The sequence below is a fragment of the Mycobacterium sp. SMC-2 genome, from assembly GCF_025263485.1.
In the GTDB taxonomy this organism is placed as follows: domain Bacteria; phylum Actinomycetota; class Actinomycetes; order Mycobacteriales; family Mycobacteriaceae; genus Mycobacterium.
Window position 1 is genome coordinate 1,151,378 of record NZ_CP079863.1, and the last position, 18,403, is coordinate 1,169,780.

Below are 18,403 nucleotides of genomic sequence, written 5' to 3' on the forward strand. Positions count from 1 at the left end.
CCCGCTTAGAAGGCGCTGACAACGGCCTGCCAACCCGCTGGGACCGGGTAGAGACCGAAAGTGCGGATAAATATGCGGGTTAGCATCCTCATCAGCGGTACTGGACTGGGAGAGGGTGTGGTGGGTCGGACGGGCGCTCGCACCTCGACAGTTAGCTTATGCAATGCTAACTTCAGGCGGGTCAGGTTAGGGGAGGCTACACAAATGGAGAGGCGTGGCCGTGGAACTCGGTGATACCGGCGTGCTCGCACCTCAGCCGGTCCATTCTCGAGCGGACGCCCGGGTTGACGGCGACGTCGTCAGCCGGTTCGCCACGTGCTGCCGCGCGCTCGGCATCTCGGTATACCAGCGCCAGCGCCCGGCCGACCTGGCGGCCGCCCGCTCCGGGTTCACCGCGCTGACCCGCATCGCCCACGACCAGTGTGACGCCTGGACCGGGCTGGCGGCCGCCGGCGACGTGTCCCTGCGCGTGCTCGAGGCGGTTTCGCAGACCGCGGCGACGGCCGGCACGTTGCAGCGCAAGGTGGATCTGGCGCCCGGGGCGCTGGGCTTCCGCTATGACACCGGGCTGTATCTGCAGTTCCGCGCCGCCACCCCCGACGACTTCCGGCTCGCCTACGCGGCGGCTCTTGCGACCGCAGGGCGCTTTGCCGACGCCGACCAGATCGTCACCGGACTGACCGCGCGCCGGCCGACCTGGCGCGAGGCCCGCTGGGTCGCCGTCGTCATCAACTACCGGGCCGAGCGGTGGTCGGGCGTCGTCAAGTTGCTGACCCCGGTCGTCAACGAGGCCGGCCTCGACGAGGCTTTCGCGCACGCGGCCAGGATCGCCCTGGGCACCGCGCTGGCGCGGCTGGGCATGTTCGCCCCGGCGCTGTCCTACCTCGAGGAGCCCGACGGTCCGGTCGCGGTCGCGGCGGTCGACGGGGCGCTGGCCAAGGGGCTCGTGCTGCGGGCGCACGTCGACGAGGAATCGGCGAGCGAAGTGCTACAGGACCTGTACGCGGCTCATCCAGAGAACGAACAGATCGAGCAGGCGCTGTCCGACACCAGCTTCGGGATCGTGACCACCACCGCGGCCCGGATCGAAGCGCGCACCGACCCCTGGGACCCGGGCACCGAGCCCAGCGCGGAGGACTTCGTCGACCCCGCGGCCCACGAGCGCAAGGCCGTGCTGCTGCACGAGGCCGAACTCCAGCTCGCCGAATTCATCGGCCTGGACGAAGTCAAGAACCAGGTGTCGCGGCTGAAAAGCTCGGTAGCCATGGAGCTCGTGCGCAAGCAGCGCGGGCTCGCCGTCGCGCAGCGCGCCCACCACCTGGTCTTCGCCGGGCCGCCCGGCACCGGTAAGACCACCATCGCCCGCGTGGTCGCCAAGATCTATTGCGGCCTGGGGCTTTTGAAGCGCGAAAACATTCGCGAGGTGCATCGCGCCGACCTGATCGGCCAGCACATCGGCGAGACCGAGGCCAAGACCAACGCGATCATCGACAGCGCGCTCGACGGGGTGCTGTTCCTCGACGAGGCCTACGCCCTGGTGGCCACCGGCGCCAAGAACGACTTCGGGCTGGTGGCCATCGATACCCTGCTGGCGCGGATGGAGAACGACCGCGACCGGTTGGTGGTGATCATCGCCGGATACCGGGCCGACCTGGACAAGTTCCTGGACACCAACGAGGGCTTGCGTTCCCGCTTCACCCGCAACATCGACTTCCCTTCCTACGCACCGTCGGAGCTCGTGGAGATCGCCAACAAGATGGCCGAGCAGCGCGACAGCGTCTTCGAACCGGCCGCGCTCGAGCACATGGAGGCGTTGTTCGCCAAGCTGGCCACCGAGTCGACGCCGGACGCCAACGGAATCTCGCGGCGCAACCTCGACATCGCGGGCAACGGTCGATTCGTCCGCAACATCGTCGAACGCTCGGAGGAAGAACGAGAATTCCGGCTCGACCATTCGGACCACGCCGGGACCGGGGAGTTCAGTGACGAGGAGTTGATGACGATAACCGACCAGGACGTCGAGAACTCGGTGGAGCCGTTGTTGCGTGGCCTCGGCCTGTCGGTGCCAGCATGACATCGAACAATGAGCCCGGCGACCGGCGTTCGTTCTCCTCACGGACCCCGGTTAACGACAATCCGGACAAGGTCGAGTACCGCCGCGGTTTCGTCACCCGCCACCAGGTGAGCGGCTGGCGATTCGTGATGCGGCGCATCGCCTCCGGTATCGCGTTGCACGACACCAGGATGCTCGTCGACCCGCTGCGCACCCAGTCGCGGGCGGTGCTGATGGGTGTGGTCCTGCTCGCCACCGGCCTGGCGGGCTGCTTCGTCTTCTCGCTGATCCGGCCCAACGGGACGGTGGGCACCAACGCCGTGCTCGCCGACCGGTCGACCGCCGCCCTGTACGTACGGGTGGGCGACCAACTGCACCCGGTGCTCAACCTGACGTCGGCACGGCTGATCGTCGGCAAGCCGGTCAACCCCACCACCGTGAAAAGCAGTGAGCTGGACCGGTTTCCGCGCGGCAATCTGATCGGCATTCCGGGCGCCCCGGAGCGCATGGTGCAGAACACCACGCGCGACGCGAACTGGACCGTGTGTGACGGCATCGCCGGGACGGCGCACGCCGTGCACAGCACCGGCGTCACGGTGATCGCGGGCCGTCCCGACAGCAGCGGCGCGCGAGCGGCCAGGCTCGATGCCAAACAGGCCATCCTGGTCGATAGCGCCAACAGCACCTGGCTGCTGTGGGAGGGCAGGCGCAGCCAGATCGACCTTTCCGACCACGCGGTCACCAACGCACTTGGCTTGGGGCTGAACAACTCCGACGTGCCGGCACCGCGGCCCATCGCGCTGGGATTGTTCAACGCCATCCCCGAAGCGCCGCCGCTGACCGCGCCCAGCATCCCGAACGCCGGCGCCCCGGCCGGCTTCAGCGTCCCCGCACCGATCGGCGCGGTCGTCGTTTCCTATGCCCTGGACCAGAACTCGTCCGGCGCGGCGCGCTACTACGCGGTGTTGCCGGACGGCCTGCAGCCCATCTCGCCGGTGCTCGCGGCGATCCTGCGCAACACCAACTCCTACGGCCTGGACCAACCGCCGCGGCTGGGCGCCGACGCGGTGGCCAAGCTGCCGGTGTCGCGGATGCTCGACACCTCGCGCTACCCCGACCAGCAGGTCGGTTTGGTCGACGCGGCCAAAGACCCTGTCACGTGCGCCTATTGGAGCAAGCCCGCGGGGGCCGCCACCAGCTCGTTGACCCTGCTGTCCGGCTCGGCGCTGCCCGTGCCCGAATCGATCCGCACCGTCGACCTGGTCGGTGGCACCTCCCCGCAGACCGCCACCCGCGTCGCCCTGGCGCCCGGCAGCGGCTATTTCGCCCAGACCGTCACCGGCGGGGCCGGCGCGCCCGGCACCGGGTCGTTGTTCTGGGTGTCCGACACCGGGGTTCGTTACGGCATCGACAACGAAACGGAGAACTTGGCCGCCGGCCGGGGCAAAACCGTTGAGGCCCTTGGCCTGAGCGAGCCGGCGACGCCCGTGCCGTGGTCGGTGCTGTCGCTGTTCGCCGGCGGCCCGACGCTGTCGCGCGCCGACGCGCTGCTGGCGCACGACGGGCTGGCCCCCGACCCCAAGCCCGGCCGCGTGGCATCAGCAGAGGGAGCGCCCCGATGAGCCGACTCATTTTCGAAGCCCGCCGCCGGCTGGCACCGCCGGTCACCCGCAAGGGCACCATCAACATCGAGGCGCCGCCGGAGTTGCCGCGGGTGATCCCGCCGTCGTTCCTGCGCCGGGCGATGCCCTATGTGCTGGTGATCCTGATCGTCGGCATGGTCGTCGCCCTGTTCGCCACCGGGATGCAGCTGATCTCGCCGCAGACGCTGTTCTTCCCGTTCGTGCTGCTGCTGGCGGCCACCGCGATGTATCGCGGCAACGACAACAAGACGCGCACCGAGGAGGTCGACGCCGAACGCGCCGACTACCTGCGCTACCTGTCGGTGGTCCGCGACAACATCCGCACCCAGGCCGCCCAGCAGCGGGCGGCCGCCGAGTGGTCACACCCCGAGCCGGCGGCCCTGGCCGGCGTGCCCGGATCGCGCCGGCAGTGGGAGCGCGACCCGCACGACCCCGACTTCCTGGTGCTGCGGGCCGGCCGCCACCAGGTGCCGCTGAGCACCGCGCTGCGGGTGAACGACACCGCGGACGAGATCGACCTGGAGCCGGTGTCGCACAGCGCGTTACGCAGCCTGCTCGACACCCACCGCATCGTGCGCGACGTGCCGACCGGGATCGACCTGACGAAGGTGTCGCGCATCACCGTGCTGGGTGAGGCGGAGGAGGCGCGCGCGGCGATGCGCGCCTGGATCGCCCAGGCGGTGACCTGGCACGACCCGACGGTGCTTGGGGTGGCGCTGGTCGCCCGCGACCTGGAGAGCCCCGACTGGTCCTGGTTGAAATGGCTTGCGCACACCGATGTTCCGGGCGAGCTGGACGGGGTGGGCCCGGCCCGTTTGCTGGTGACCAACCCCGACGAGCTGGTCCTGCTGCTGGGCCCCGCGTTCCTCGACCGGCCGGCATTCACCGGCGAGCCCGCCGACGCGCTGCGGCACCTGCTGATCGTCGTCGACGACCCCGACTTCGACCCGAACACCTCGACGCTGGCGCTGGGGCGGGCGGGCGTCACAGTGGTGCACCGCTGCGCCACCCCGCCGCACCGCGAGCAGTATTCAGATCCGGAGAAGCCGATCCTGCGCGTCGCGCACGGCACAATCGAGCGCTGGCAGACCGGCGGCTGGCAGCCCTACATCGACGAAGCCGACCACTTCGGCGCCGACGAGGCTGCCCACCTGGCGCGCCAACTGTCGCGCTGGGACTCCAACCCGACCCACACCGGGCTGCGCTCGGCGGCCACGCGCGGTGCGACCTTCACCACGCTGCTGGGGATCGGCGACGCCTCGCGGCTGGACGTGCCCACGCTGTGGGCACCGCGCCGCCGCGAAGACGAGTTGCGCGTACCCATTGGTGTCACCGCGACCGGCGAGCCGCTGTTCTTCGACCTGAAAGACGAGGCCGAGGGCGGGATGGGGCCGCACGGCCTGATGATCGGTATGACGGGATCCGGGAAGTCGCAGACCCTGATGTCGATCCTGTTGTCGCTGTTGACAACTCATTCCGCCGACCGGCTGATCGTGATCTACGCCGACTTCAAGGGCGAGGCGGGCGCCGACAGTTTCCGCCATTTCCCGCAGGTCGTCGCGGTGATCTCCAACATGGCCGAGAAGAAGTCGCTGGCCGACCGGTTCGCCGACACGCTGCGCGGTGAGGTGGCCCGCCGCGAGACGCTGCTGCGCGAGGCCGGGCGCCGGGTGCAGGGCAGCGCGTTCAACTCGGTGACCGAATACGAGGCCGCTCAAAATTCGGGCGCGCCGGGTGCCGAAGATCTTCCGCCGATTCCGACGCTGTTCGTGGTCGCCGACGAATTCACCCTGATGCTCGCCGACCACCCCGAATATGCGGAGTTGTTCGATTACGTTGCTCGCAAGGGTCGCTCGTTCCGCATCCACATCCTGTTCGCGTCGCAGACGCTGGACGTGGGCAAGATCAAGGACATCGACAAGAACACCTCGTACCGCATCGGGTTGAAGGTGGCCAGCCCCAGCATTTCGCGCCAGATCATCGGCGTGGAGGACGCGTACCACATCGAATCCGGCAAGGAACACAAGGGCGTCGGCTTTCTGGTGCCCGCGCCGGGCGCGGCCCCGATCAAGTTCCGCAGCACCTACGTCGACGGCATCTACGACCCGCCGCAGAAGGCCAAATCCTTTGTGGTGCAGGCCGCCCCGGAGCCGAAGCTGTTCACGGCCGGGCGGGTCGAGCCGGATCAGGACACGGTGATCTCGGTCGCCGAGGACGAGGAGTTCACCGGACCGCCGCGCAAGTTGATCGCCACCATCGGCGACCAGTTGGCGCGTTACGGGCCGCGGGCGCCGCAGCTGTGGCTGCCGCCGCTGGACGAGCCGATCCCGCTGACCGAGGTCCTGGCGCGCGCCGGGCTGCCGCAGCGCCACTGGCAGTGGCCGCTGGGCGAGATCGACAAACCCTTCGAGATGCGCCGCGACCCGCTGGTGTTCGACGCCACCTCGTCGGCCGGGAACATGGTGATCCACGGCGGGCCCAAGTCCGGGAAGTCGACCGCCCTGCAGACGTTCATCCTGTCGGCGGCCAGCCTGCACTCGCCGCGCGACGTCACGTTCTACTGTCTGGACTACGGCGGCGGAAAGCTGCGGGCGCTGCAAGACCTGGCCCACGTCGGCAGCGTCGCCTCGGCGCTGGAGCCCGAGCGCATCCGGCGCACCTTCGGCGAGCTGGAGCAGCTGCTGCTGTCCCGGCAGCGGCGCGAGGCGTTCCGCGACTCCCGCGGCGGCGCCCCCGACGACGGGTACGGCGAGGTGTTCCTGGTCATCGACAACCTGTACGCGTTCGGCCGGGACAACACCGACCAGTTCAATACCCGTAACCCGTTGCTGGCCAAGGTGACCGAGTTGGTCAACGTCGGGCTCGCCTACGGCATCCACGTCGTCATCACCACCCCGAGCTGGCTCGAGGTGCCGCTCGCGATGCGCGACGGCCTGGGCCTGCGGCTCGAGCTCAAGTTGCACGATCCGCGCGACAGCAACGTGCGGCTGGTCGGCGCGCTGCGGCGCCCCGCGGAAGCCGTGCCGCACGACCAGCCGGGCCGCGGGTTGACCATGGCCGCCGAGCACTTCCTGTTCGCCGCGCCGGAGCTGGACCAGATCGCCGCGCTCAACGCCCGCTACCCGGGCATCACCGCCCCGCCGGTGCGGCTGCTGCCGACCAACCTCGCCCCCGAGGCCGTCGGCGCGCTGTACCGCGGCCCGGAGCGGTTGGTCATCGGCCAGCGCGAGGAGGACCTCGCGCCCGTCGTCGTCAACTTCGCCGACGAGCCGCTGCTGATGGTCTTCGGCGACAGCAAGTCCGGCAAGACCACGTTGCTGCGCCACATCATTCGCACCATCCGTGAGCACTCCACGGCCGACGAGGTGGCCTTCACAGTGCTGGATCGGCGGCTACATCTGGTCGACGAGCCGTTGTTCGCCGACAACGAGTACACCGCCAACATCGACCGCATCATTCCGGCGATGCTGGGCCTGGCCAACATCATCGAGTCGCGGCGGCCCCCGGCCGGGTTGTCGCCCCGCGAGCTGGCCCGCTGGACGTACTCGGGCCACACCCACTACCTGATCATCGACGACGTCGATCAGATCCCGGACGCGCCGGCGATGAGCGGCCCGTACGCCGGGCAGCGGCCGTGGACCCCGCTGATCGGAATCCTCTCTCAGGCGGCCGATCTGGGGTTGCGGGTGATCGTCACGGCGCGTGCCACCGGATCCGGGCACGCCCTGATGACCAACCCGCTGCTGCGCCGCTTCAACGACCTGCAGGCGACCACGCTGATGCTGGCGGGCAACCCGCAGGACAGCGGCAAGATCCGTGGGCAGCGCTTCGCCCGGCTGCCCGCCGGGCGGGCGATTCTGTTGGGCGACAGCGACGGTCCGACCTATGTGCAGTTGGTCAACCCGCTCGTGGGTCAGGCCGCGATGTTTGGTGAAACGCAACAGTAAGGGGAGAGTCATGACGTTGCGAGTGGTTCCCGAGGGCCTGGCTGCGGCCAGCGCCGCGGTGGAGGCGCTGACGGCGCGGCTGGCGGCCGCGCACGCGGCTGCCGCTCCGGCCATCACCGCGGTGGTGCCGCCGGCGGCGGATCCGGTGTCGCTGCAGACGGCCATCGGCTTCAGCGCACAGGGTCAGGAGCACGCCGCCGTCGCCGCGCAGGGGGTGGAGGAGCTCGGCCGCGCCGGCGTGGGCGTCGGCGAGGCGGGCGCCAGCTATCTCGCCGGAGACACCTCGGCCGCCGCGACGTATGGGATTGCGGGCGCCTGACAATGACGTCCCCCGTTGCGCCCCTCTGGATGGCTTCGCCGCCCGAGGTGCATTCGGCGCTGCTGAGCGCCGGTCCCGGACCGGGGCCGCTGTTGGCGGCCGCCGGCGCGTGGACCGCGCTGAGCACCGAATACGCAACGGCGGCAGGCGAACTCACGGGGTTGGTGGGGCAGACCCAGGCCGGGTCCTGGGAGGGTCCCACTGCAGCGCAGTACGCGGCCGCGCACGCGCCGTATCTGGCGTGGCTGCAGCAGGTTAGCGCCGACAGCGCGGGCGTGGCCGCGCAGCACGAGGTCGCCGCGGCGGCGTACACCGCCGCCCTGGCCGCCATGCCGACGCTGGGGGAGCTGGCCGCCAATCACACCATCCACGGGGTGTTGGTGGCGACGAACTTCTTTGGCATCAACACGATTCCGATCACGCTCAACGAGGCCGACTATGCGCGGATGTGGGCCCAGGCCGCGACCGTCATGGGCACCTATCAGGCCACCTCGGGCGCGGCGCTGGCCTCCGCGCCGCGCAGCACCCCGGCGCCGTCCGTCGTGCGTCCGGGTGGTGAGGCCAACAACGCCCTGCAAAGCTCGTCCGACCCGATCTCGGATTTCTTCCGGCAGCTGGCCCAGTTCCTGCAGGACTTCTTCCAGAACTTTTCCAGGATGCTGCAGGACTTCTGGTCGAACCTGCCGGCGCTGCTGGCCGCCAATGGCCCACTGCTATTCTTCGTCGCCTACCAGGTGTTCTTCAACGCCGTCGGTTGGCCCACGTGGGGGGCGATCCTGACCGCGCCCTTCCTCATCCCGCTGCTGCTCGGCATCGGCCTGAGTTCCTTGCTCACCGCGCCCGCCGGGATCGCCCCGGTCGCGGCCGGGGCCACCGCGATGCCGCTGGTCACCTCGACCAAGCCGGCGTCACTGCTGCCTGCGGTCGCGCTGGCCCCGGCGGTGGCGACTCCCGTTGGGGCCCCGGCGACTTCGGTCGCGGCGGGTTCCGGTGCGGCTGCCGCGCCGGCACCCGCTGCGGCACCGAGCACCATGGCCTACCTGGTCGCTTACGGCGCTGACCCCGAGACCGGCGTGGGCCCGACGCTAGGAGGTCGCGGTGGCGCCAAGGCGCCGGCGGCGACCATCCCGGCGGCTGGCGCGGCGGCGGCCAGCCGGGCCGAGGCGCGGGCGCGGCGGCGCCGGCGGGCCGCGCTGCGCGACCACAGCGACGAGTACCTGGATATGGACTCCGACATCGGCGTGCCACCGGATTACGACGACGAGGAGCGGCTGGCCGCGGCGGTGGCATCCGGCGCCGGAGCCGGCACCCTGGGCTTCGCCGGCACCGCAAGGAAAGAGAACAACTTCCGGGCGGCCGGGCTGACCAAGCTCACCGACGGTGAATTCGGCGATGGCCCAAGGGCACCCATGATGCCCGGCACCTGGGACCACGAACCGGCGCACCCGACCGAGCCGAGGGAAGGGGGGTAAGGCAGTCAGCACGATGCTCGTCAGTCAGCGAAACCCCATGACACCGAAAAGAAAGGAAGCACCATGAGTATGTTGGACGCTCATATTCCGCAGTTGGTGGCCTCGCAGTCGGCCTTCAGCGCCAAGGCGGCGTTGATGCGCAGCACCATCAGCCAGGCCGAGCAGGAAGCCGTGTCGGCGCAGGCGTTCCACCAGGGGGAGTCCTCGGCCGCGTTCCAGGCCGCGCACGCCCGCTTCGTCGAGGTCGCCGCACGGGTCAACACCCTGCTCGACATCGCCCAGGCCAACCTCGGCGACGCCGCCGGCACCTATGTGGCCGCCGACGCCGCCGCCGCGTCCGGCTACACCGCCTTCTGATACCGCAGACGCCACCAACCGCGAAAGGACTTGTCATGTCGCAGATCATGTACAACTACCCGGCGATGTTGAGCCACGCCGCGGACATGTCCGGCTACGCCGGCACGTTGCAGGGGCTGGGTTCCGACATCGCCAGCGAGCAAGCGACGTTGTCCAACGCCTGGCAGGGCGACACCGGTATGACCTACCAGGTGTGGCAGGCCCAGTGGAACCAGGCGATGGAACAGCTGGTGCGTGCCTATCAGGCGATGGCCAACACGCACGAAGCCAACACCATGTCGATGCTCGCCCGCGACCAGGCCGAAGCCGCCAAATGGGGCGGTTAGTCCCTGTCAGATGAGCGCTGAACCGAACGCCGTCGAGCTGACGGTCGATCACGCGTGGTTCATAGCGGAAACCATTGGGGCGGGCAGCTTCCCGTGGGTGCTCGCGATCACCCCGCCCTATCGCGATGCCGCGGAACGCCAGGCGTTCCTCGACCGTCAGAAGGCCGAGCTGACCCGGATGGGCCTGGTATCGGAGGGCGGCGCCGTCAACCCGGCGGTGGCCGAATGGATCAGAGTGGTGTGCTTTCCGGAGCGATGGCTCGACCTGCGCTACGTCGGCCCCGCCAAGGACGCCACCGGTGCCGGCGAGCTGCTGCGCGGCATCGTGGCGCAGCGCTCCGCAATCACGGGCAAGACGATCGTGGCGCTGCGCAGTGCACAGCTGATCACGTTCACCGCCATGGACATCGACGATCCGCGCGCGTTGGTTCCGGTGCTCGGCGTCGGGCTGGCGCAGCAACCACCGGCCCGATTCGACGAGTTCAGCATGCCGGCACGGGTCGGCGCGCGGGCCGACGAGCGGCTGCGTTCGGGCGCCCCGCTGGCCGAAGTCGTTGACTACCTGGGTATCCCGCAGTCGGCGCGACCGGTGGTGGAGTCGGTGTTCACCGGCCCGCGCAGCTACGTCGAGATCGTCGCCGGCTGCCACCGCGACGGCCGGCATGCCACCACCGAGGTCGGGATGAGCATCGTCGACGCGGCCGCGGGACGGGTCCTGGTCAGCCCGTCCCGCGCATTCGACGGCGAGTGGTTGTCGACGTTCGCCCCCGGCACACCGTTTGCGATCGCAGTCGCGATCGAACAGTTGACCGCCTTGCTGCCCGACTCCGAATGGTTCGGCAGCCACCGGTTGGCCCGAGATTTCACCGCACAACACGCATAACCCCCAATAGAGAAGAGAGCAACGATGTTTCAGGCATGGCCCCAGCGTCCTTCGAGGATCCGATGACGTCCGGCGCCGTCATGCCGATCGTCCGCGTGGCAATCCTGGCGGACAGCAGGCTGACGGAAATGGCGTTGCCCGCCGAATTGCCGCTGCGCGAAATCCTGCCCGCCGTCCAGCGTTTGGCGATTCCCGCGGCATCGAACGGTGACGCCGACGAAACCGCCCGGGGGTCGGCCGACCTCGGCGGCGCGACGCAGTTGAGCCTCGCCCCGATCGGCGGGGCGCCGTTCAGCCTGGACGCCAGCCTGGACACCGTCGGCGTCGTTGACGGTGACCTGCTGGCGCTGCAGCCGGTGCCCGTCGGTCAGGCCGCCCCCGGCATCGTCGAGGACATCGCCGACGCGGCCATGATCTTCTCGACCTCCCGGCTCAAGCCTTGGGGCCCAACCCATATCCGGCGCGGGGCGCTGGCGGCGGTGATCGCCGTCGCGTTCCTGGCCACCGGCCTCTCGGTCACCTACCGCGTCGCCACCGGCGCGCTGGCCGGGCTGGTCGCCGTCGCCGCGATCGCGGCGCTGACCGCCATCGTCGGCCTGCTGGCCGCGGCGCGCTCGCCGCGCACCGGGACGGCGTGCGCGATCGCCGCCCTGGTGCCCATCGGCGCCGCGCTGGCGTTGGCGGTGCCCGGACGGTTCGGGCCGGCACACATCATGCTCGCCGCGGCCGGGGTCACAGCGTGGTCGCTGATCGTCCTGATGGTGCCTGGCGCCGAGCGCGAGCGCATCGTCGGACTCTTCACCGCCACCGCGGTGATGGGTGCCGGGGTGTTGCTGGCCGCGGGCGCCGAGGTGCTCTGGCACCCGCGGCCGCTCGCCATCGGCTGCGGCCTGATCGTCGCGGCGCTGCTGGTCACCATCGAGGCGGCTCAGCTCTCGGCGCTGTGGGCGCGCTTCCCGTTGCCGGTCATCCCGGCGCCCGGCGACCCCACCCCGTCGGCCCCGTCGTTGCGGGTGCTCGAGGACCTGCCGCGCCGGGTGCGGATCGGCGACGCCCACCAGAGCGGATTCATCGCTGCCGCAGTGCTGCTCAGTGTCCTGGGCTCGGTGGCGATCGCGCTGCGCCCCGAGGCGTGCAGCGGCGCGGGCTGGTACGTAGTGGGCGCGACGGCGGCGGCGTCCGTCCTGCGCGCCCGGGTATGGGATTCAGCCGCGTGCAAGGCGTGGCTGCTCGCGCAGCCGTTCCTGGCCGCGGGCGTGCTGCTGGTGCTCTACACCGCGACCGGGCGCTACGCCGCGGCTCTGGGCGCGGTGCTGGTGCTCGTCGCGCTGGCCGCGGTGTGGCTGGTGGTGGCCCTTTACCCGCACATCGCCGAGCCGGACAGCTATTCGCTTCCCGTGCGGAGGCTGGTGGGCTTCGTGGCGGCCGGGCTCGACGCGTCGCTGATCCCCGTGATGGCGTACCTTGTCGGCCTCTTCGCCTGGATCCTGAATCGATGATTCGGTCCGGATCGGCCTGTCTCGCAGCGGCTTTGGCGGCCATGCTGTGGACGTGTCCGTCGGCCTTGGCCATCGAAGCGCCAAAGGTCGATCCGGGCGTCCCGCCGCCGAGCGGGGCCCCGGGCCCCGTGCAGCCGATGGAGCAGCGCGGTCCGTGCAGCGTGTCGGGGGTCATTCCCGGCAGCGATCCCGCGGCCGTCACGCCCAGCCAGGCCGCGCTGAATCTGCCCGGCGCGTGGGAATTCTCGCGCGGTGAGGGTCAGCTGGTGGCGGTGCTCGACACCGGGGTGCGCCCGGGACCGCGGCTGCCCAACGTCGATCCGGGCGGTGACTTCGTCGAGACGACCGACGGGCTGACCGACTGCGACGGCCACGGCACCCTGGTCGCCGGGCTCATCGCCGGCCAGCCCGGGGACGACGGCTTCGCGGGCGTGGCGCCCGCGGCGCGGGTGGTGTCGATCAGGACCACGTCGGCCAAGTTCTCGCCCCGGACGCCGGGCGGGGACCCGCTGACGGCGCGGGTGTCGCTGGACGTCACGACGCTGGGCCGCGCCATCGTGCACGCGGCCGACCTCGGCGCCCGGGTGATCGAGATCTCCACGCTCACTTGCTCGCCCGCCGACCGGCCCGTAGACCAGGCCGCGCTCGGCGCGGCGATCCGCTACGCCGCGGTGGACAAGGACGCGGTGATCGTGGCCGCCGCCGGCAACACCGGACCCACCGGATCGGTCGGCGGCGGAACGTCCTGCGAGTCCAACCCGCTCACCGACCTGAGCCGCCCGGACGATCCGCGCAACTGGGCCGGCGTCACGTCACTGTCCATCCCGTCGATGTGGCAGCCGTACGTGCTGTCGGTGGCCTCGCTGACACCCGACGGGCAGCCGTCGAAATTCACCATGGCCGGGCCATGGGTGGGCATCGCGGCGCCCGGCGAACGCATCGTGTCGATCGGCAACGCCGACGGCGGCGGCCTGGCCAATGGGCTGCCCGACGAACACCAGCAACAGGTCGCGCTGAGCGGCACCAGCTATGCGGCGGGCTACGTGGCCGGCGTCGCGGCGCTGGTGCGCAGCAAGTACCCCGAACTGAACGCCACGCAGGTCGTGCACCGGATCACCGCGACCGCGCACAACGGCGCAAGGGCGCCGTCCAACGTCGTCGGCGCCGGCAGCGTCGACCCGGTGGCGGCCCTGACGTGGCGGCTGCCCGCCGGAAGCCCGCCTCCCGGCGCGCCGGTCAAGCCGGTCGCCGTCCCGCCGGCGCCCGCCCCCAAGGACACCACCCCGCGCACCGTCGCGCTGGCCGGAACCGCCGCGCTGGCCGTACTTGTCGCGGTCGCGGGCGCGATCGCCGCCACCGCCACCCGCCGACGAAAGGACCCCACCCCGTGAGCCTGCGCTGGATACCCACCCCCGGGCCCGGGCGAATCACGCTGGCACTGCTGGCGGTCGTGCCCGCGGCGATGGCCTACCCCTGGCGCTCGCCCCGGGACTACTGGCTGCTCGGCATCGCCGCTGCCGTCGTGATCGTGCTGTTCGGCTGCTGGCGCGGTCTGTATTTCACCACGCTGCTGCGCCGCCGGCTGGCGATCATGGGCCGCGGCGAGGCGACCGCAGCCGAACCCGGCTCCGCCACCGCGACGACCGCGCTGCTGCGCGTCGGGGCGCACGGCGACGACGCCGGCCCGCTGCCGCTGCCGTTGATCGCCCGCTACCTGGACCGCTACGGCATTCGCGCGGACAAGATCCGGATCACCAACCGCGACAACGCATCCGATGCGACGAGGCGCGAGACCTGGATCGGGGTCACCATATCGGCCACCGACAACCTGGCCGCGCTGCGCGCGCGCTCCGAACGCATCCCGTTACGCGAGACCGCGGAGGTGACGGCGCGCCGGCTGGCCGACCACCTGCGCGAGCTCGGATGGCAGGTCACCAGCGTCGCGCCCGACGACGTCCCGCGTCTGCTCACCGCCAAGGCCCGGGAGAGATGGTCCGGGGTGCAGCGCGGGGCGTCGGATTACCTTGCGGCATACCGGATCCAGGTGGACGCGGGCTTGGCCGAGACCCTCGAGGCGGTTCGGGCGCACCGCGGGCGGGAGACATGCACGGCGGTGGAGTTCGCCGGTGACGGGACGCACACCACGGTCGCGGCCGCGTGCGCCTTCCTGACCGACACGCCGCCGCGGCGGGCCGCGCCGGTGCCCGGGCTGATCGCGCAGCGCGGCAATCACCGGCCCGCGCTTGCCGCGTTGGATCTGTTGTCCACGCGGCGGCTCGACGGGCACACCGAGGCGCCGGTGGGCCTGCTGGCGCAGCTGGACTGGCCGCCTCCGGTGAACGAGGCGCCGGCCGCCGAGACCGCTAGAACATGACGGTCTGCAGGAACGCGGTCATCCGGCGCAGGTAGTCCAGCTGGCTCACGTGCAGCACGTGGCTGCCCGGAAACCAGTGCAGCGCACAGCGATCCCAGTGCTCCCACAGCTTGACGGCATGGTCGGGCGGCGCCATCCGATCGCCGAGGCCGGTGATGATCATCCGCCGGTCGGGGGCCAGCAGCGGGCGATAGCTCAGCGGGCAATGGTAGGACAGCCCATCCGTTAACTCCGCCCGGTTGATGTGGGACAGGCGCAGCCCCAGTCGCACGAGCTTGTTGGCCGGGAACCACTCGTCGAACAAGGTCGCCGGGGTGACGACGGGACAGTTCGGGATGACGGCCTCGAGCCGGTCGTCGACCGAGGCCACCAGCGCCGAGGTGTAACCCCCCAGCGATATGCCGGTCAGCGCGATGCGGTCGACGCCGGTACCGCGCAGATAATCGACGACGGACCGAAAATCGTGCACCGCCTGGGCCATCGCCTCCGCGAAACCGCTCAGCCCGCCCGCGAAATAGCCGAAACCGCTGAAGGGCGAATGCCGTTCGGCCCGCTTGCCGTGAAACGGCAAGGTGTACAACAGGACGTCGTAGCCGGAGCGGTAGTACCACGGCAGCGCGAAGAACCGCCCGTTGGCCAGGTACGACGAGCCCATGAAGCCGTGGATGACACACAGCGTCGGGCGCGGCCCGTCATCGTGGCGCCAGTGCTGCGCGCGCACGATGTTGTTGGACCTCCAGGCGGCCCACTGCTCGCGCATCGCCGGGTTGATCGCCTTGAAGCTGCTTTCGAACGCGATGTTGTGCACCGTGCCGCCCGCCGCCCATTCGGTCAGCGGGCTGGCCCGCCGCGACGAGACCCGCGGCGATTCGGTGGGCGCGGGAAACGACTTCACCGGATCCCGCTGCGCGCCCAGCTCGGCGTAGAACTGCAAGTTGGCGCGTTCGGCGCGGGCTTCGGAGTGCCGCAGGGAGGCGGCGACCACGACCGGCGCCACCGTCGCGGCCAGCAGCGACGACACCCAGGTGCGCAAGGCGAGGTCGCCGACGGCCGAGCCCTCGACTACCATGCGCTGGCGGGGGGACAATGCGGAATTCGGGGGTAATCCGCCGACGTCGTTTTCTACGTCGGCACCCTGCAATGCACCGGGGATGTCCGGAACGGGAATGGGCGGATCAATCGAAGTGTCGGGCGCCACGAACGCCGATGCTAACCGGCCCGCGCGGCTCCGGGGGCCACTTCGGCGGCGCCGGGGCGGCGCGCGGTAATACGGTTGATCTGTCAGCCGGCTAGCGACGGCGCGTGGATCAGGAGGACCGACATGTGGGATCCCGATGTCTACCTGGCGTTTGCGGACCATCGCAGCCGGCCCTTCTACGACCTGCTGTCCCGGGTGGGGGCCCAGCGGGCCCGGCGGGTGGTCGACCTGGGTTGCGGGCCCGGCCATCTGACCCAGTACCTGTCCCGGCGCTGGCCGGACGCGGTGATCGAGGCGCTGGACACCTCGCCGGAGATGGTCGCCGCCGCAAAGGAACGCGGCATCGACGCCGTCGTCGGCGACCTGCGGGACTGGAAGCCCAAGCCCGACACCGACGTCGTGGTCAGCAACGCCGCCCTGCATTGGGTGCCCGAGCACACCGACCTGCTGGTCCGGTGGGCACAACAGCTGCCGGCCGGATCGTGGATCGCCGTCCAGATCCCGGGCAACTTCGAGACGCCGTCACACGCCACGGTGCGGACCCTGGCCCGCCGCGAGCCCTACGCCAAAATCATGCGAGACATACCGTTTCGTGTCGGTGCGGTGGTGCAGCCGCCCATCCAGTACGCCGACATGATGCTGGATGCCGGCTGCAAGGTCGACGTCTGGGAGACCACGTACCTGCACCAGCTGACCGGTGACAACCCGGTGCTGGAATGGATCACCGGGACGGCGCTGGTCCCGGTGCGCGAGCGGCTCGGTGACGAAGACTGGGAACGGTTCCGCCAGGAACTCATCCCGCTGCTGGACGACGCCTACCCGCCGCGGCCCGACGGAACGACCATCTTCCCGTTCCGGCGGGTGTTCATCGTCGCCGAGGTCGGCGGCTCGCGGCGCTCCGCCGGCTAACCGCTCACCTCCTTGTCGATGCCGCGGTCGGCGGCGATCGCCGACCGGGCCGTCGGCTTTTGCCGATGAATCTTCAGATACGTCTCAGTGTAACGCGCGGCGATGCGGGTGCCGGCGAACTCCGACGGGATGACGTCACCCGTGCGCTGCCGCCAATCATGAAGCCGCACAGCCAAATCGGTGGCGACCTCGTCGGCCCCTGCGTCATCGCCGGCCAGCAGGTTGGTGGTCTCGGTGGGGTCGGCGCGCAGATCATAGAGTTCGCGCTCCGGGCGCGGGCCGGTGACGAACGGCGCCACGGCCAGCCCGGACGGGCTCTCCTCGATGTCCAACGGAAGGTCGAGCAGCGGCCGGGACGCGTAATTCTCGATGTAGCTGTATTCCTTGGTGCGGATCGCGCGGATGGGATCGAACGAGTCGTGGTAGGTCTTCGTGGTGTACACGTGGTCCCTGACCGGCACGGTGTGCGGGTCCGGCGCGACGAGGGCGCGCGCGTGCGACACCCCGTCGACATCGGGGGGAACGTCGAGACCCAGCAGGCCCAGCAGCGTCGGCAGCAGGTCCACGCCGCTGAACAGCTCGTCGTAAACCCGCGGGGCCAGTCCCCGGCCGGTGGGGGGCCGGATGATCATGGCGATCCCGGTTCCCGCGTCGTAAAGCGTGGATTTGGCGCGGGGGAACGCGGGGCCGTGGTCGGTGAAGAACACCACCCACGTGCCGGCGTCGAGTCCGGTGTCGGCCAGCGTGTCCAGCAGCCGGCCGACGGCGGCGTCGGCCGTGGCGATCGACCCGTAGAAGCTGGCCAGGTCGTCGCGCACCCCGGGGGTGTCGGGCAGGTAGCCGGGCGGATCGACCTCGGCGCTGTCCGCCGGCTCGTAGCGATCCCGGGGATACGGCCGGTGGGTCTCGAAGAACCCGGCGGTCAACAGGAAGGGCTGGCCGGCCAGGTCCTCGATGCCCTCGCGCAGCCATTCGCCGGCCTTGTCCACCACGTACTCGCAGTAGGAGTTCGACACGTCGAATTCGTCGAAGCCCAGCCGCTGCGGGTAGGACGTCTCGTGCTGCATGCCGAAAAGCGCGGAGTACCAACCTGAGTCGGTCAAGATCTGCGGGAGGGTGCGCACGCCGTTGCGGTATTCCCAGCCGTGGTGCGCCAGCCCGATCAGGCCATTGCTCTGCGGGTAGCGGCCGGTGAACAGCGATCCGCGCGACGGCGAGCACAGCGGCGCCGTGGCGTGCGCGTGCGTGAACAGGATGCCCTCGGCGGCAAACCGGTCCAGCCGTGGGCTTAAAACATCCGGGTGGCCGTAGACGCCGAGGTAGCGCCCCAGGTCGTGCCAGTGCACGATCAGCACGTTGTCTTTTCGGTCGGCTGCTTCGCCCGGCGCCAATTGCGTCACCTCTCCAACTTGCCCGCGACCGG

At 70.4% G+C, this 18,403-nt stretch carries 14 protein-coding genes; 12 read left to right on the forward strand and 2 right to left on the reverse strand.

Going from position 1 to position 18,403, the window contains the following annotated elements; all coding sequences use genetic code 11:
* The first annotated feature begins 220 nt into the window (after positions 1-220).
* From eccA to eccE, 11 genes are all read left to right on the forward strand, one after another.
* Entirely contained in the window at positions 221-2,074 is a 1,854-nt protein-coding gene (gene eccA, locus KXD96_RS05420; RefSeq protein ID WP_260745227.1) for a type VII secretion AAA-ATPase EccA, read from the forward strand.
* On the forward strand, positions 2,071-3,675 hold the full coding sequence (eccB, locus tag KXD96_RS05425) for a type VII secretion protein EccB (protein WP_260743428.1): 1,605 nt from the start codon (positions 2,071-2,073) through the stop codon (positions 3,673-3,675). Before eccA ends, eccB begins: the two co-directional genes overlap by 4 nt.
* On the forward strand, positions 3,672-7,643 hold the full coding sequence (eccCa, locus tag KXD96_RS05430) for a type VII secretion protein EccCa (protein WP_260743429.1): 3,972 nt from the start codon (positions 3,672-3,674) through the stop codon (positions 7,641-7,643). The genes eccB and eccCa overlap by 4 nt, the downstream gene beginning before the upstream one ends.
* A 10-nt stretch (positions 7,644-7,653) precedes the next feature.
* Positions 7,654-7,962 (forward strand): PE family protein, encoded by a 309-nt coding sequence (locus KXD96_RS05435; protein ID WP_260743430.1) that lies wholly within the window; start codon positions 7,654-7,656, stop codon positions 7,960-7,962.
* 2 nt (positions 7,963-7,964) lie between these two features.
* Positions 7,965-9,434, forward strand: a complete 1,470-nt coding sequence (locus tag KXD96_RS05440; protein WP_396878029.1) for a PPE family protein — start codon at positions 7,965-7,967, stop codon at positions 9,432-9,434.
* A gap of 63 nt (positions 9,435-9,497) precedes the next feature.
* Complete coding sequence (esxG, locus tag KXD96_RS05445; protein ID WP_260743432.1) at positions 9,498-9,791, forward strand: type VII secretion system protein EsxG; 294 nt, start codon at positions 9,498-9,500, stop codon at positions 9,789-9,791.
* 35 nt (positions 9,792-9,826) lie between these two features.
* Positions 9,827-10,117 (forward strand): WXG100 family type VII secretion target, encoded by a 291-nt coding sequence (locus KXD96_RS05450; RefSeq protein ID WP_260743433.1) that lies wholly within the window; start codon positions 9,827-9,829, stop codon positions 10,115-10,117.
* A gap of 10 nt (positions 10,118-10,127) precedes the next feature.
* A complete protein-coding gene (locus tag KXD96_RS05455; protein WP_260743434.1) occupies positions 10,128-11,000 on the forward strand; it encodes an ESX secretion-associated protein EspG in 873 nt (290 codons plus the stop codon).
* A 62-nt stretch (positions 11,001-11,062) separates the two neighbouring features.
* Positions 11,063-12,499 carry a type VII secretion integral membrane protein EccD gene (gene eccD, locus KXD96_RS05460; RefSeq protein WP_260745228.1) on the forward strand — a complete coding sequence of 479 codons (1,437 nt, stop codon included), beginning with the start codon at positions 11,063-11,065 and terminating at the stop codon, positions 12,497-12,499.
* Positions 12,496-13,890: a type VII secretion-associated serine protease mycosin gene (gene mycP, locus KXD96_RS05465; protein ID WP_260743435.1), complete on the forward strand. Its 1,395-nt coding sequence runs from the start codon at positions 12,496-12,498 to the stop codon at positions 13,888-13,890. The genes eccD and mycP overlap by 4 nt, the downstream gene beginning before the upstream one ends.
* On the forward strand, positions 13,887-14,873 hold the full coding sequence (gene eccE / locus KXD96_RS05470) for a type VII secretion protein EccE (RefSeq protein WP_313901621.1): 987 nt from the start codon (positions 13,887-13,889) through the stop codon (positions 14,871-14,873). The genes mycP and eccE overlap by 4 nt, the downstream gene beginning before the upstream one ends.
* Here the strand turns inward: eccE and KXD96_RS05475 are convergent.
* Positions 14,863-16,071, reverse strand: coding sequence for a S9 family peptidase (locus KXD96_RS05475; protein WP_260743437.1), 1,209 nt, complete (start codon positions 16,069-16,071; stop codon positions 14,863-14,865). The genes eccE and KXD96_RS05475 overlap by 11 nt on opposite strands.
* Before the next feature lie 123 nt (positions 16,072-16,194).
* Here KXD96_RS05475 and KXD96_RS05480 point away from each other — a divergent pair, with 123 nt between their 5' ends.
* Positions 16,195-16,980 carry a trans-aconitate 2-methyltransferase gene (locus KXD96_RS05480; protein WP_260743438.1) on the forward strand — a complete coding sequence of 262 codons (786 nt, stop codon included), beginning with the start codon at positions 16,195-16,197 and terminating at the stop codon, positions 16,978-16,980.
* Here the strand turns inward: KXD96_RS05480 and KXD96_RS05485 are convergent.
* Positions 16,977-18,380, reverse strand: a complete 1,404-nt coding sequence (locus tag KXD96_RS05485; RefSeq protein WP_260743439.1) for a sulfatase — start codon at positions 18,378-18,380, stop codon at positions 16,977-16,979. The two genes, KXD96_RS05480 and KXD96_RS05485, sit on opposite strands and share 4 nt — an antisense overlap.
* Between the last annotated feature and the right edge of the window lie 23 nt (positions 18,381-18,403).